Source organism: Pantoea sp. SGAir0430 (assembly GCF_043549295.1).
Window position 1 is genome coordinate 625,930 of record NZ_CP039427.1, and the last position, 14,955, is coordinate 640,884.

Here is a 14,955-nt window from a genome sequence, read left to right on the forward strand (position 1 = left end):
AACGTGATGCGACAACTGTGCGCCTTGCCACGCATACGGGCCGCTTCAGCGTTTACACAAATCTTCAGGCTTGCAGCCCGGAGCAGTACAGTACACAAAGCTTGCCTTCGTCGTGGCGGTTATACATCCAGCTACGATGATTCAGCGCGAGTGAATTGTTCGATGGCTGTAACGCTGGCGCAGCCCGAACAAGGTGCCGGCACCGGCTCGTTACCCTGCTAATCCCTTGCCAGTAAACCTAAAAAATTTTTTTATTTTCCTTAAGAATCGTCTTTATTGCGCCGTCCTGAAAATGAGAGCTTTCTTAGTGCGATGGGTGTAGAGATGATGGCAGTCAACTGGCAGACAATAGATAAGGTTGTATACATCAACCTGAACAAACGCAAGGATCGCAGGGTACGTATCGCTCGTCAATTAAAAGCAATTGGCGTACCACGTGAAAAGATTGTCCGTTTTGAGGCTATTGAAGAAGCGCCAGGCTATATCGGCTGTATTAAATCACATATTCTCGTGCTGCAAATGGCTCAGCAAAACGGCTGGAAAAATGTATTGATTCTGGAAGACGATATGGTTTTCCATGATGATATTCAGACCAAACAGCGAATTGATCTATTTCTCTCCTCTTTACAGCAGATCAACTGGCATGTCGCGCTGCTCGCTGCCCACTATGATAACGTCGTGCCGTTAAAAAGTGTGAACTTTATGGTTAAGCCGCAATATGCATGGTGCGCTTGCGCTTACATTGTGAACGGTGATTACTACTCCACTCTCATTGATAATTATGCAGAAAGTTTGCAGGGGTTACTGGCGGGTGGCGTTCCTCAGTGCTGGGCTTTAGATGTACGCTGGAATAGTTTGATAAAACGTGACCGCTGGTTGGGTATCTTTCCCAATGCGGGCTATCAGGCCGCTGATAAAAGTGATATCGAAAACCAACCTGTTGATTATCGAGCGCATTTCGCTAAAAAATTAGAAGAAATAGTGTGGCCAGCCTATCAACCTGGCGAAGAAAAGATAAAAGTGGATATCTTTTTCCAGTGGGCCCCCGGCTGGACTAACTTTGAGTCGGTATATCGCGCTATGCAGGCCAAACCGCATTTTGATTGTCAGATTATCCTTGCGCCCTATTTCAGTCGGGGCGCAAAAGCACCGGATTACACTGCACAGCGTGATTTATTAAATGATAAGGGTATCCGGTATACCGAGTATCACGAGTATGAGATTACGGCGCGTAAGCCCCATGTGGTTTTTTTACAAAATCCTTATGATGATGCACGTCCCAATGAACTGCAAAGTTTAACGCTTAATCGACGCAATATTTCTATCGCCTATATTCCTTATGGGTTAGATATGGGTGATGGCGAGAGAAACCGTGTTTATCAGTACAATCTTCCCTGTCAAAATGTTGCCAGGTGGGTATTCGTTCGCTCTCAGCGGCATAAAGATGAGTTTGCTAAATATTGCGGAAATGGCAATCATCACGTCTATGTTAGCGGACATCCAAAGCTAGATAACTATCCATCACGCTTTGGCGTCCAGACGGATGGCAAAGTTAATAAAGGCAAGCCAACGCTATTATGGGCGCCGCATTTCGTCATGCCTGATGATGAAAAGATGTGGTCTACGTTTAATTTATATACACAGGCAATGCTCGATATCATCAAACGTGATGACGTTAATTTGATTATTCGGCCACATCCGCTTTTTAAACAATTTCTGGATATTCGTATAGAGCGCGGAACACACAGCGAAACTGCTCACAACTGGCAAATGCTGCGCGAATACTCTCATCTCAAATCACATGTGGAGTGGGATTTTTCTGCAGATTATCGCTACGCCTTTTCACAATCAGATGCGCTGATGGCAGATGCAGGATCGTTTTTGCTGGAGTATTTACCTTCGCGTAAGCCAATCCTTTTCCTGACTCATAAAAACTGCCTCGGTATTAACAGTAGCGCTGAATTTATTTATGACGCTTATGACGTTGCGAATGAATCCGCAGATATTAAAACTTTCGTTGATAATCTTGTTTCAGGCAAGGATCCCATGCGTGATAAGCGACTGCAGGTTTTACGTGATGAACTTCATATGCCAGAGCAGGGCGCAGGCAGTGAGATTGTAAAAATCATTGAAAAAACCCTTATGCCCGCTGGAGTTCATCACAATGTCTTCTAAACGCGCCGCAATATTACTGGTTGCTGGTCAGGGAACGAGAATGGGGCATCTGACCCTGAATTATCCTAAATGCTTGCTGCCGGTCGGTGAAATCACCGTGCTGGATACGTTGCTGACTGAGCTGTTAAAATGCGGCGAGCGTGAAATTGTACTGGTTACCGGTCATCAGTCATCAGTTGTAGAACGCTGGATTAAAGATAATTATGCTGATGCTAATATTAAGTTAGCGCACAATGATAATTATAAAAATGATGTCAACATATTATCCGTTGAAAAAGGTGTCAGCGCGCTTAATCATCCTGAATATGGCTATACAATTATCGAAACGGATGTTCTGCTGGATCCACGTGTATGGCCGCGGTTAATGCAAGCTGAAATGGGCAGTGACAGTTTTTGGCTCACCCATGGTTATTACAACTCTTGCCTTACTGGCGGTATTGTCGAAGCCAGTAAAGCTGAACCTGCTATAAAGAAAATTGCCTATGTGCCCGATTACGACTCCGCATTTGATGGCTGGATGAAAATGGTCGGCTTGCTAAGTGTCTCTCCGGAACAGGTGGAAAACGATCGACGCCTGCGGCAGACGTTTTTACAGACAAGCACTCAGCAATATTACATGGCACCCTGGATTGTACACCGCTCTTGCTTACCCTGCCGTGCTGTAGATATTACGGATTTGTTTGCAAGATCTTTCAACGAAGAAGTCGATTACCGGCAGGCGGTTGCGGATTATCATTTATTATTAGAAAATTTTGAGGCACTAAAATGAATGTAGAGTTTTTTGAACCACAAAAATTGCGTCATATTGAAAAATTCAGTTCACGTCGCGTTGAATGGTTGCGTAATAAAATTATTCAGGAAGGCGTATGGGTAAAACCTCTGGCGCTTGATCTACACCATAATCTGGTACTGGACGGCCAGCACCGTATGGAAGTCGCGCTCAGTCTGGGACTAAAAAGAGTGCCGGTCGTACGATTTGATTACGCCTCGGTGCCATTAAGATCGTTGCGCGAAAATCATCAATTTGACTGGCAGGAAGTGGCGAGGCGTGCATTAATTAATGACATCTACCCTTATAAAACGGTAAAGCATGATTTCGTTGTACCCATGCCGGTATGTCAATTTTCGCTGCAGGAGTTAGGCTATCATGGTTGAAAATGCCATCATTCTGGCCGCCGGCAGAAGCCTGCAACTGGATGGTAAAAATAAAGTTTTAATTCGCCATCCCAAAACGCGGAAAACGATTCTCGACTATGCTATTGATGCCTTTCATGGGAAAAGAATTACCGTAGTGATTGGCTTTGGTGCGTTACAGATTATGGAGTCCTACCCTGATCTGAATTACGTTATCAATGACAACTGGGCAACGACTAATAATGCAATGAGTCTGGGATTGGCCCTGAATCAGATTAATAGCCCCACGTATGTTGTCTCGGGAGATATGTTTTTTTCTCCTCAGCTTATCCATGAAATGGATCACGCTGAGGGAAATCTCGTTTTGACTCACCAGCGGCATAATCGCATGCTGACCTCCATTCATTGTGACGTTAATCGCCGGGGCATCGTGGAGGAGACGTATCTGGGACCGATACGCGCCGCAGAGCACCCTGAGGCTATGGGTCTGTTTAAAGTCAGTGATATGGCACTCCTGAGTCAGTGGCATAAGCAATGCCTGCGGTATGGTAATTTGTATGCCGCCCAAACGTTACCGTGTCAGAAAACGACAGCACTCTACGCTCACGACCTAGGGGAGCATGCATTTAATGAAATTAATACGCTGGCAGATTACTGGCGTCTGATGCAGGAGGATCACGGTTAATGATACGAGCTATTACGCTGGGCTTGCCTTACTCCGCTATTTCCGACGGGCATTCTGAGTCACGTTTACATCACTTTCGCACGTTAGTGATTGATAAACTCCAGTCTCGTCGTTGGCCACTGCGAACCTTACGTTTAACTCTGCCACCATTGAATGATCGTGATGAAGATGAGATTTATACCCTGCCAGCACGAATAAATTCAATCAATGCGTTGGCTGAAAGACTTGATATTCGTTGGTTTTGCTTACCGCTGGACTTAACGCATGGCGATAATTACCGCGGACGGTTAGATGCCGCGTTTGCTTTACTCTTCAGGCAACCGCGTATGTTTCTGAATCTGATGGTAGCCGATGAGCAGGGTATAAATATTCGAGCCAGCCATGACGTTGCCCGTTTCATGTTGCAGGTAGCACATCGCAGTAATAATGGCTTTGATAATTTCCGCCTCGGTGCCTCATTGCGTTGTCCGCCAAATGCCCCGTTTTTTCCGTTTTCCCGGCATGAAGGTGAGACACTGAAGTTTAGTTTTGCCCTCGAAACTACCGATATTGCTTTGGAATTGAGTGAGCAGGTACGGGAAGGCAACATGCTGCTGGCGGACTTTGCTGACCAGTTTATTCTTCGACTCTGCGCACGCTTACGCGAAATTGATGCATTCGGTCATGAGCTGGCGTCTGATTCTGGGCTTGAGTATGCCGGTCTGGATGCCTCGCTGGCGCCTTTTCCGGATGGCAGTATTTCTGTTGGCAGGTTAGTTGAAAATCTTGGTGCGCGTCCTGGTGGCGTTCAGGGATCACTCTTTATAACCAGTATTCTGACTAATGCGATTAAAAGCGCAGTCGCAATCAGTGGTGCTCGCGCAACGGGTTTTAATGGCGTCATGTTCTCAGTACTGGAAGATGATGCCCTGGCGAGTACCAATAATCGTCGTGCATTAAGCATTGATACGCTTAATGCATGGTCAACTGTTTGTGGTTGTGGATTAGATATGCTCCCGGTGCCAGGTTCGACACTGCCTGAAGATATTGCCGCGATTATTCTTGATACGGCTGCACTCGCGGTGCGGTTAACGAAACCGCTCGGTGTACGTTTATTACCTATTCCTGGCGGAGAGGTAAATGAATTTACACGCTTTAATTATGACTTCCTCTGCAATAGCCGCATTATGAATATCGCGAAAAGTGATGTCGATTTTTCTGCTGATAATGAACGCTGGACGTATCGCTAAAATCAGGCTTAATGAAATGTTAGATGCAAAAAAAGTGAAGGATTTTTGGGATCGCCGAGCGGATAATTACAATAAGTTATCGTTTGAAAGTTTAGCAAATCTGGAAAACGATCCAAAATTTCTCGATATTAAAATTCGCACAGAGATGCAAAAAGTTTTTGCCTGGTTGCCTGACCTGACAGGGAAAACGGTACTTGATCTCGGCGCCGGGGTCGGGCAGTGGGCTTTTCGCTTTCAGCATGAGGGCGCAAAAAAAATCACCGCTGTAGAGTTTTCAGCTGCAATGATTGAAGTGGGTAAGCTTGAAGCCAGCAAACGCAATATTAATAATGTCGATTTCATTCTTTCATCTGCTGAGAATTATTGTAGCTCAGAGCAGTACGATGTCATTTTTATATCTGGCCTGATGATCTACCTTAATGATGAGCAAACTGAAAAATTGTTAGGTAATTTGCGTGCTTACAGTAAACCAGAAAGCACTATATTATTGCGTGATGGTACGGGGGTCGGTGAAAGATTCGAAATCAATAACCGCTACTCTGCGAATCTGCAAGCAGAGTATTCGGCTACATATCGAACTGCTGAGCAATACGAAGCTATATTTGCGCGGCATGGTTTCAGCTTAACCAGGAGTGAAAATATGTTCCCTGAAGGTCATATGCTTAATAAGTATCCTGAAACCCGATTACGCCTTTATCACTTTGAGCAAAAAAATGGTTAATATCTCACCTCTCTATGACGATGTTAGCTGGCCGGCAGATGAAGGTGTTTTAGGCGTCGTAGGCGTAGCCCCCTGGGCAACACTGGATTTTTGCCAGCAGCTGTATGGCCTGGTTCAGGCAGATAAAGAGTGGCAATATCCGCGACTTATTATTGATAATAATAGTAAAATTCCCAGCCGCGGGCGTCATTTGCAACTGGGTGAACGTGATCCTTCTCCCTGGATTCACGCAACTATCACAGAACTCGCTGCTGCGGGTGCGACGGTTGCCGTTGTGCCTTGTAATACCGCTCACCTCCTTTGGTCGCGCTGGAGCAAGGACGCAGCTATTCCGGTTATTAATATTATTGATGCCACACTTGAGCATATTGCGCCTCAGGGCAAGCGGGTCGTTGTGCTCGGTTCTCAAATGTTGTACCAGAGCAGGCTGTATCAGGATGCGCTTACGCAACAGCACGCCGAGATCGTCAATGTCGCTGCATCCACCCAACAGCTAGTGACACGCTGCATTAACGAGATAAAAGCGACAAAAAGCGTGTCTGAACTCTCAATGCGGCAGTTAGCGGACGCCGTAAGTAGCTGGAAGCAACAGGGCGCTACGCACATTATTCTGGCTTGCACAGAGTTGAGTTTGTTAAAACACAGCGCGATCTGGCAGGAAATGACGTTAATTGATTCTAGTGAAGCTCTCGCGCGTGCCGCTTTGCGCGCCATATCATTTCGCCGCCTGCGTGATTAAGGCGGACGAATTATTTCCACGACGAAGGGCCACTTATCTCATTAATTTTCCCGCCCCCGGGCCTGTGAAAATCCTGCTTTGATTTTCCCCCGGGCGGGGTAAACACCAATTTGTATCACACTGTATCTCCCGCCACACAGCACACACGCCGTTGCATAACCCGCCAGTCTGTACATATCCGCTATACATCGCCGTGGTCTTCTGTACGCATCAACCGAATGCATGGAGATACCACGATGTTAACCCGACTGTTTATTTCAACGTTACTGATGGGCGCCTCTGCGACCTGTGCCTGGGCGGAGCGACTGAGCGCTGCTGACGTGCTCGGCCCGGCAGCCGTGGCGCCACTGGATCATCCCCAGCCGCCTGCGCGATTAATTGTCGATGCGCCGCTGGCCGGACCGCTGCGCAAGGGCGCGGTGTTTATCCAGTACCGGGCAGAAAACCTGCGCATCGAGCCAGTGTTTGGCCAGGAAGCGCTGAAAATCACGCCGCGCATCGGCCACATTCACGTCATCGTGGATGACAACCCGTGGCACTGGGCGGACACCAGCGGTGAGCCGGTGATTCTGGTCGGTCTGCCTGTCGGGCCGCACAAGGTCACCATTATTCTTGCCGATCCTACGCATAAACCGATCGACAGCAAAACCATCACCTTTAACGTGCCCGTACAGATTGCACCGCACTGATGACCCGGAGATAAATTATGAAAACACTGTTACGTCAGACTCTGTTGGCAACGCTGGTTCTCACGGCGGCAGGCACCGCGTTTGCCGCCACCCCGGCCTCACACGATTACGCTGCTGACTTCAGCCACGTGCAGCAGATCAACGCGGGCGTGCTGAACACAGGCTATGTGGACATCGGTCCGCGTGACGGCCAGGCGGTGATTTTGCTGCACGGCTGGCCGTACGATATCCAGAGCTATGCTCAGGTGGCACCGGCGCTGGCGGCAAAAGGGTATCGGGTGATCGTGCCGTATCTGCGCGGCTTCGGCAGCACGCGTTTCCTGTCGGATAAAACGCCGCGTAACGGCCAGCCTTCGGCAATCGCAGCGGACGTCGTGGCGCTGATGGATGCGCTCAATATCAAACAGGCCGTGCTGGGCGGCTTTGACTGGGGCGCACGCACGGCGGACATCGTCGCGGCCCTATGGCCTGAACGGGTAAAATCGCTGGTGTCGGTCAGCGGCTATCTGATCAGTAGCCAGCAGCTGGGTAAAAAACCGCTGCCGCCACAGGCGGAACAGCAGTGGTGGTATCAGTTCTATTTCGCCACTGAGCGCGGTCAGCAGGGGTATGCTGCCCATACACACGACTTTGCGAAACTGATCTGGCAGCAGGCATCGCCCGGCTGGAAATTCAGCGATGCCACCTTTAACCAGAGCGCCAAAGCGCTGGATAATCCGGATCAGGTGGCGATCACTATCAGCAACTACCGCTGGCGCCTGGGCCTGGAAAAAGGCGAGCAAAAATATGCCGCTTATGAGAAAACATTAGCCACGTTACCGACAATTCGCGTCCCCACCATCACCATCGAAGGGGATAATAACGGGGCGCCGCACCCGGCACCGGAGACGTACCGCACCAGGTTCAGCTCCAGGTACCAGCATCGCACCTTCACGGGCAATATCGGACACAATCCGCCAGCGGAAGCCCCGCAGGCGTTTGTGCAAGCCGTTGAGGATGCGGCCGCACTGTAGCGGAGTAATTCACGACCCGGACCGGCCATCGCGTGCCGGTCTTTTTTGCATAAGTGGCTGACAGGAGGCTGTTTTGGAGCACGTTGATCACATTCTGGTGGTGGATGATGATCGGGATATCCGCGAACTGATAACCGACTATCTGATTAAGTCCGGTTACCGTGCCACCGGTGCGGCCAATGGCCGCGAGATGCGCGCCGTGCTGAGCAGCAGCCTGGTGGATCTGGTGGTGCTGGATATCATGATGCCGGGTGACGATGGCCTGACGCTGTGCCGTCAGCTGCGCAGCGATCCCCGGCAGAACCTGCCGGTACTGATGCTTACTGCCCGCAGCGAAGAGACCGATCGCATTCTCGGGCTGGAGATGGGGGCGGATGATTACCTGATCAAACCCTTTGTGGCGCGTGAGCTGCTGGCGCGCATCAAAGCGATCCTGCGCCGTACCCGGGCGCTGCCGCCAAATTTACATATTACCGGGGCCGGCCGCATCATTGCTTTTGGCGAGTGGCAGCTGGATACCTCCGCGCGCCATCTGCTGGACAGCGACGGCGTGATTGTGGCGCTGAGTGGCGCAGAGTACCGCCTGCTGCGCGTGTTTCTCGACCATCCGCAGCGCGTGCTGAATCGCGATCAGCTGCTCAACCTGACGCAGGGCCGCGACGCAGAGCTGTTTGAGCGCTCGATCGATCTGCTGGTTAGCCGGCTGCGCCAGCGGTTACGCGAAGATGCCCGTGAACCGGCCTACATCAAAACGGTACGCAGCGAAGGTTACGTACTGGCGAGCACGGTGGTGATCAAAGAGGCGCATCAATGAGGCTATGGCCGCGATCGCTGCTGTCACGCCTGCTGATTATCGTGTTGGGCGGGTTGTTGCTGGCGAATACTCTCACGCTGGCAAGCCTGCTGATAGAACGCATGAGCAGCGCTAAAAGCGTGATGCTGGGCAACCTGGAGTACGATGTGGCGACCAGCGTGGCAATCCTCGATCGCCTGCCGGCGGACGAGCGTCCGGGCTGGCTGGCGAAGCTGGCGCGCGGCAACTATCGCTACAGTCTGTCGCCGGGCGAAGCGGGGCCGTATCCCTCCAGCTGGCGCACGCGCGACGCGGTACGCTCACTGCAGGAGACGCTTGGCGGGCGCTATCAGATGAGCATTCATGCGATTCCGGGGCCGCGGGAGCATATTCAGGTGCATCTGACGCTGCATGACGGCGCGCCGCTCACGCTCGATCTCTGGCCGCGCATGCCGGCGATTGCGCGCTGGCTGCCGCTGGTGCTGATGGGTCAGCTCCTGCTGCTGCTGTGCTGCGCATGGCTGGCGGTGCGGCAGGTGGTGCGACCGTTTGTGCGCTTTACCCAGGCGGTTGATGCGCTCAAACCGGCCGCCAGCCACGCACAGCTGATGGCAGAGAATGGCCCGGATGAAGTGCAGCAGGCGGCGCGTGCGTTTAACGCGATGCAGCTGCGGATTCAGGATCACCTCAAAGCGCGTGCGCAAATCCTCGCGGCCATCTCCCACGATCTGCAAACCCCGATCACGCGCATGAAGCTGCGGGTGGAGATGGCGGAGCAGCCTGAGCTGCGCGACAAACTGCTGAGCGATCTCGATAACATGAGCCGTCTGGTGCGCGAGGGCATCGCCTATGCACGCTCATCGGAAGTGCTGGAGGAGAAGCGCCAGAGCGTCAGCCTCAACGCGCTGCTGGATAGCGTCGTCTGTGACTATCAGGATGTCGGTAAAGCGGTGAACTTTGTGCCGTGCACCGGCCATGACACCTTCGCCGTGCGGCCGCAGGCACTCCGGCGCATCATGACCAACCTGATCGACAATGCGCTCAAGTTTGGCGGCGAAGCGGAGGTTGAACTTTGTTCGCCCCAGGGTGACAGCGTAGAGATTCGGGTGCGTGATAACGGGCCTGGCATCCCGGAGGAGGCGTTACAGGCGGTGCTGGAGCCCTTCTACCGCGTGGAGAGTTCGCGCAATCGCCACACCGGCGGGACCGGGCTCGGCCTGGCGATCGCCACCCAGCTGGTGAGCCAGATGGCGGGTAGCCTGCAGTTGCGTAACCGGGCAGCTGGCGGGCTGGAAGCGTGCATCATCCTGCAGCAGCAGGATGTGTAACCTGATGTATCTGCCTGCCCGCTACACACATAACCCGACAAAACGGCGTTTCCCCGACACAGCCTGAACACATGCGGTGGATGTAATAGACGTACTGCCGGACGCGCAGACGTTTATCCACCGTATGAGGTTCTCTATGACACTGCTTATCGCTTTTCTCGCCGGGATGCTGACGCTGCTCAGCCCCTGTACCTTACCGATTATTCCTTTTGTATTTGCCAGCGTACGCGGTCGTCGCGGACAGCTGCTGGCGCTGCTGAGCGGCATGGTCCTGATGTTCACGCTGGTGGCGCTGCTGGTATCGCTTACCAGCCACTGGGTCAGTCAGGTCACCAGCATTGGTCGCGACCTGGCGCTGTTGTTCCTGGCGATAGTCGCACTGACGTTAATCTCCACGCGCATCGCCCAACGCGTTACCCGGCCGTTTGTCGCGCTGGGTAATCGCCTCAACGATGCCAGCCAGCGGCGTAGCGGGGTGCTCGCCGCGCTGCTGGCGGGCCTGGCAACCGGTCTGCTGTGGTCGCCCTGTGCCGGACCGGTGCTGGGCGCGATCCTCAGCCTGGCCGTCGTGGGCGATCATCCACTGTCGGTAGGCGTGTTGCTGCTGGCGTATGGCAGCGGTGCCGCGCTGATGCTGGCGCTGCTCTATTTCGCCGGACGATCGCTGGTGGCGCGACTGCGTCCGGGGCTGGCGATGAGTGCGCGGCTGCGTCAGGCGGCGGGCGTGCTGATGCTCGCCTCGGTGGGCGTGATTGTTACCGGCTCACAGAGCCAGCTGCAGGCAGCGCCCGCTTTTGCCCTGAAGCTGGAGCAGCAGCTGAGCCAGTGGTTGACCACGCCGGCACCCAAAGTGCGCCTGGAGCCGGTTAGCCTGCCGCAAGCCAGCAGCGCGTTGCCGTCGCTGGAGGGGGGCACGGCGTGGCTGAACGGGGCGCCGGTGACGCCTGCCACGTTAAAGGGCAAAGTGGTACTGGTCGATTTCTGGACCTGGGATTGCATTAACTGCCAGCATACGCTGCCATACGTGCGCGACTGGGCCAGTAAGTATCAACGTGACGGACTGGTCGTTGTGGGTGTGCATACGCCGGAGTACCCGTGGGAGCGCGATGAAAAGGCGCTGAAGCGCGCGATTACGCGCTGGCAGCTGCCCTACACCGTAGTGGCGGATAACCATTACAGCATCTGGAACCGTTTTGGTAATCAGTACTGGCCCGCGCACTACATCTTTGATGCACATGGCCAGCTGCGCTACACCGCGTTTGGTGAAGGCAACTATGAAGAGCAGGAGAGGGTGATTCAGCAGTTGCTGAAAGAGGCGCGTGCATGACAGGTCTGGCGACCCGCCCGCGCCGCCACTGCTTCTCATTTAGGTTGTGGTTCGCGGGCTATGACTTTGAAAGCCGGGGGTGACACAGGGACTATCAGGCAAACAGCGTGCGGCATTGCCGGGGACCTCCCAGCCCGCAAGGTCACCCTTCAGGGTGACCATCATGGCGCAGGCCCCCTTACCACCCCGATATGCAAAATACAGTAATCCTACGCATAACTTGTCGTTTGGTTCCGCGTCCAGGCTGGGGTTTACTGTCAGCGTTAACCTTTTTTGGAGAAGCTGACAATGAAGAAGATCCTGCAGCAGTGGCTGGCGCGTCTGGCAGCCAGCAAAGCCGCCACCCCTGACGGGCGCGAATTCGACCCCGGTGAGCATATCGATCTGCTGATCCCGATCAGCCAGCTGTACGGCGTGGAGTTTCATCCTTCCGTGTATCGCTACTATGAACGATAACCGCCGCCACCAGCGCATGCGCTATTGCTACTGGAATGAACTGTGCACGCCAGACTAAAAACCCGCTCACGCCGAGCGGGTTTTTTTATGCTGTTTGCCCGCCTGATGAAAAAATTGCCGTAACGTCCCGCCGGTTTGTTCAATTGTATTGATTTCGTAATTTTAACGTAAAGAAAAGTATTCCCAAGCGGCAGTGTGCGTGTAAGAATATAAAGGTAAATGATAACCATTGGCGTTATCATTTAGGTGTTGTCTGGGAAAACCGTGTTGATTCAGTGCGATGCCTGAATGGCAGGTGCGGTTAAGACAATGAGTGCGTTAATAACGATAAGAAACTCACCTTTTAACATGGATAAAAATCGCCAGCTGCCGTTTGGTAGCTTCAATTCGCTGACCCTGTTCACCGGGTTTTGTATTGGTATTTCGCCGGCTGCGGCGCTGGGGGCCGATAACTCCGGCAAAAAATCTGATGATACGCTGGTGGTTGAAGCGCGCACGCCTTCGCTGTACGCGCCAAATGCCTCGGCCGATCCCAAATTTACCCGTCCACTGGTGGATACCACCCGCACCATGACGGTGATTCCGGATCAGGTTATTAAAGATCAGGGCGTCACAAATCTGACCGACGCGCTGAAAAACGTGCCGGGCGTCGGGGCGTTTTATGCCGGGGAAAACGGCAGCTCAACCACCGGCGATGCGGTGTACATGCGCGGAGTCGATACCTCCAACAGCATTTACGTGGATGGCATTCGCGACATCGCCAGCGTCACGCGTGACACCTTCAACACGCAGCAGGTGGAAGTGATCAAAGGGCCTTCCGGCACCGACTATGGTCGCAGCGCGCCATCCGGCTCGATCAATATGATCAGCAAACAACCGCGGCTGGATACCGGGCTTGACGCGTCAGTCAGCGCCGGCAGCGCGTGGATGCGCCGCGGCACGCTCGATTACAACCAGGCAATCAACGACAATGCGGCGTTTCGCCTTAACCTGATGGGTGAGAAAACCCATGATGCGGCGCGTGACAACATCCAGAACGAGCGTTATGGCGTCGCGCCTTCGCTGGCGCTGGGGCTGGACACCGCAACGCGGCTGTACGTCAACTATTTGCACGTCCACCAGAACAACACACCGGACGGCGGTATTCCGACCGTTGGTCTGCCAGGCTATTCGGCACCGTCTGCCGCCTATGCTGCGCTGAACAATTCCGGCAAGGTCGCCACCAGCAACTACTACGGCACCGATTCTGATTTCGACAAGTCGACCACCGACAGTGCCACGCTGCGCTTTGAACACGATTTGAGCGATAACACCACGCTGCGCAACACCACGCGCTGGTCGCGGGTGAAGCAGGAGTATCTGCTGACGGCGGTGATGGGGGGAGCCAGTAACATTACTGCACCCAACCCGAACGATGTGGGCAGCTGGCGCTGGTCGCGCCTGGCAAACACCAAAGATATCAGCAACCGTATTCTCACCAACCAGACCAATATCACCTCGAAATTTGCCACCGGTTCCGTCGGGCATGATGTGAGTGCGGGCGTAGAGTTCACGCGTGAAAACCAGACCACCTATGGCGTCAACGCGCTGACCCCACCTGCGGTGAATATCTACCATCCCATCAGCAGCATTTCGATTGGCGGTCTGGACCGCAACGGTGCGAACGCTAACGGGCAGACTGACACGTTTGGTATCTATGCATTTGATACGCTGGCGATTACCTCTGACTTTGAGCTGAACGGCGGCATTCGTCTCGACAACTATCACACCGAGTACGACAGCGCGACGGCCTGTGGCGGCACCGGACGCGGCGCGCTGGCTTGTCCGGCGGGCGTGGCGCGTAATACGCCGGTGACCACGGTGGACACGGCGAAATCCGGCAATCTGGTGAACTGGAAAGCGGGGGCGCTCTATCGTCTGACCGAACAGGGCAACCTGTATGTGAATTACGCCATTTCCCAGCAGCCGCCGGGTGGCAGCAGCTTCGCGCTGGCGGCGGGTGGCAGCGGCAACAGCGCCAACCGTACTGATTTTAAACCGCAGAAGGCCAAATCCAGCGAAGTGGGCACCAAGTGGCAGGTGCTGGACAAGCGACTGCTGCTGAACGCCGCGCTGTTCCGCACCGACATCGAAAATGAGGTCGATGCCAATGATGACGGCACTTACTCGCAAACCGGCAAGAAGCGCGTGGAAGGCTATGAACTCTCAGCAACCGGCAACATAACGCCGGACTGGGAAATCATTGCCGGTTACACCATGCAGCACGCGTCGGTGCGTGAAGGTGCCAGCGTGGCGCAGGATGGCTCATCTGCGCTGGCCTATACGCCGAAGCACGCCTTTACGCTGTGGACCAACTATCAGGCCACTGATGCGTTGTCGGTGGGCGCGGGCGCACGTTACGTTGGCAGCCTGCGTCGCGGCAGCGATGGGGCCGTGGGCACGCCGGATCACACCGAAGGCTACTGGGTGGCTGACGCGAAGCTCGGGTATAAGGTCAACAATAACCTCGACCTGCAGCTCAACGTGTATAACCTGTTTGATACCAACTATGTGGCATCGATCAACAAGAGTGGCTACCGCTATCATCCGGGCGAGCCGCGTACCTTCCTGTTGACGGCTAACGTGCATTTCTGATGGTCAACCGTGGGGCGTTCACGCTCCACGCT

The 14,955-nt window shown here is 53.6% G+C and carries 14 protein-coding genes; all 14 read left to right on the plus strand.

Going from position 1 to position 14,955, the window contains the following annotated elements; all coding sequences use genetic code 11:
- Nucleotides 1-324 precede the first annotated feature (324 nt).
- The 14 genes from E7738_RS02980 to E7738_RS03045 all read left to right on the plus strand — a co-directional run bounded on the left by E7738_RS02980 (nt 325) and on the right by E7738_RS03045 (nt 14,923).
- A complete protein-coding gene (locus E7738_RS02980) occupies nt 325-2,175 on the plus strand; it encodes a glycosyltransferase family 25 protein (protein ID WP_394516087.1) in 1,851 nt (616 codons plus the stop codon).
- Nucleotides 2,165-2,944: an NTP transferase domain-containing protein gene (locus tag E7738_RS02985; protein ID WP_072209734.1), complete on the plus strand. Its 780-nt coding sequence runs from the start codon at nt 2,165-2,167 to the stop codon at nt 2,942-2,944. Before E7738_RS02980 ends, E7738_RS02985 begins: the two co-directional genes overlap by 11 nt.
- Nucleotides 2,941-3,330 (plus strand): ParB N-terminal domain-containing protein, encoded by a 390-nt coding sequence (locus tag E7738_RS02990; protein WP_058757367.1) that lies wholly within the window; start codon nt 2,941-2,943, stop codon nt 3,328-3,330. Before E7738_RS02985 ends, E7738_RS02990 begins: the two co-directional genes overlap by 4 nt.
- Nucleotides 3,323-3,994: an NTP transferase domain-containing protein gene (locus tag E7738_RS02995; protein ID WP_021509830.1), complete on the plus strand. Its 672-nt coding sequence runs from the start codon at nt 3,323-3,325 to the stop codon at nt 3,992-3,994. Before E7738_RS02990 ends, E7738_RS02995 begins: the two co-directional genes overlap by 8 nt.
- On the plus strand, nt 3,994-5,223 hold the full coding sequence (locus E7738_RS03000; RefSeq protein WP_136546311.1) for a DUF711 family protein: 1,230 nt from the start codon (nt 3,994-3,996) through the stop codon (nt 5,221-5,223). The genes E7738_RS02995 and E7738_RS03000 overlap by 1 nt, the downstream gene beginning before the upstream one ends.
- A gap of 16 nt (nt 5,224-5,239) precedes the next feature.
- The gene (locus E7738_RS03005) at nt 5,240-5,944 is read left to right on the plus strand and encodes a class I SAM-dependent methyltransferase (protein WP_021509832.1); all 705 of its coding nucleotides are present in this window, start codon (nt 5,240-5,242) and stop codon (nt 5,942-5,944) included.
- Complete coding sequence (locus tag E7738_RS03010) at nt 5,937-6,683, plus strand: aspartate/glutamate racemase family protein (RefSeq protein WP_264239954.1); 747 nt, start codon at nt 5,937-5,939, stop codon at nt 6,681-6,683. Before E7738_RS03005 ends, E7738_RS03010 begins: the two co-directional genes overlap by 8 nt.
- A gap of 236 nt (nt 6,684-6,919) precedes the next feature.
- A complete protein-coding gene (locus tag E7738_RS03015) occupies nt 6,920-7,372 on the plus strand; it encodes a DUF6130 family protein (RefSeq protein ID WP_159377232.1) in 453 nt (150 codons plus the stop codon).
- Nucleotides 7,373-7,389: 17 nt separating this feature from the next.
- Entirely contained in the window at nt 7,390-8,385 is a 996-nt protein-coding gene (locus E7738_RS03020) for an alpha/beta fold hydrolase (protein WP_283342671.1), read from the plus strand.
- Nucleotides 8,386-8,458: 73 nt separating this feature from the next.
- Nucleotides 8,459-9,199 carry a response regulator gene (locus E7738_RS03025; protein WP_021509836.1) on the plus strand — a complete coding sequence of 247 codons (741 nt, stop codon included), beginning with the start codon at nt 8,459-8,461 and terminating at the stop codon, nt 9,197-9,199.
- Entirely contained in the window at nt 9,196-10,506 is a 1,311-nt protein-coding gene (locus E7738_RS03030) for a sensor histidine kinase (protein WP_127834284.1), read from the plus strand. The genes E7738_RS03025 and E7738_RS03030 overlap by 4 nt, the downstream gene beginning before the upstream one ends.
- A gap of 136 nt (nt 10,507-10,642) precedes the next feature.
- Complete coding sequence (locus tag E7738_RS03035) at nt 10,643-11,833, plus strand: cytochrome c biogenesis protein/redoxin (RefSeq protein ID WP_394516088.1); 1,191 nt, start codon at nt 10,643-10,645, stop codon at nt 11,831-11,833.
- Nucleotides 11,834-12,121: 288 nt separating this feature from the next.
- The gene (locus tag E7738_RS03040) at nt 12,122-12,289 is read left to right on the plus strand and encodes a hypothetical protein (protein WP_021313248.1); all 168 of its coding nucleotides are present in this window, start codon (nt 12,122-12,124) and stop codon (nt 12,287-12,289) included.
- 348 nt (nt 12,290-12,637) lie between these two features.
- Nucleotides 12,638-14,923, plus strand: coding sequence for a catecholate siderophore receptor Fiu (locus tag E7738_RS03045; protein ID WP_264443033.1), 2,286 nt, complete (start codon nt 12,638-12,640; stop codon nt 14,921-14,923).
- Nucleotides 14,924-14,955: the final 32 nt, after the last annotated feature.

Coding starts and splice junctions, on each gene's coding strand:
- E7738_RS03000 (WP_136546311.1), top strand. CDS start 3,994: ATGATACGAGCTATTACGCTGGGCTTGCCTTACTCCGCTATTTCCGAC.
- E7738_RS03035 (WP_394516088.1), top strand. CDS start 10,643: ATGACACTGCTTATCGCTTTTCTCGCCGGGATGCTGACGCTGCTCAGC.
- E7738_RS02990 (WP_058757367.1), top strand. CDS start 2,941: ATGAATGTAGAGTTTTTTGAACCACAAAAATTGCGTCATATTGAAAAA.
- E7738_RS03015 (WP_159377232.1), top strand. CDS start 6,920: ATGTTAACCCGACTGTTTATTTCAACGTTACTGATGGGCGCCTCTGCG.
- E7738_RS02985 (WP_072209734.1), top strand. CDS start 2,165: ATGTCTTCTAAACGCGCCGCAATATTACTGGTTGCTGGTCAGGGAACG.
- E7738_RS03030 (WP_127834284.1), top strand. CDS start 9,196: ATGAGGCTATGGCCGCGATCGCTGCTGTCACGCCTGCTGATTATCGTG.
- E7738_RS03040 (WP_021313248.1), top strand. CDS start 12,122: ATGAAGAAGATCCTGCAGCAGTGGCTGGCGCGTCTGGCAGCCAGCAAA.
- E7738_RS02995 (WP_021509830.1), top strand. CDS start 3,323: ATGGTTGAAAATGCCATCATTCTGGCCGCCGGCAGAAGCCTGCAACTG.
- E7738_RS03045 (WP_264443033.1), top strand. CDS start 12,638: ATGGATAAAAATCGCCAGCTGCCGTTTGGTAGCTTCAATTCGCTGACC.
- E7738_RS03020 (WP_283342671.1), top strand. CDS start 7,390: ATGAAAACACTGTTACGTCAGACTCTGTTGGCAACGCTGGTTCTCACG.
- E7738_RS02980 (WP_394516087.1), top strand. CDS start 325: ATGATGGCAGTCAACTGGCAGACAATAGATAAGGTTGTATACATCAAC.
- E7738_RS03010 (WP_264239954.1), top strand. CDS start 5,937: ATGGTTAATATCTCACCTCTCTATGACGATGTTAGCTGGCCGGCAGAT.
- E7738_RS03005 (WP_021509832.1), top strand. CDS start 5,240: ATGTTAGATGCAAAAAAAGTGAAGGATTTTTGGGATCGCCGAGCGGAT.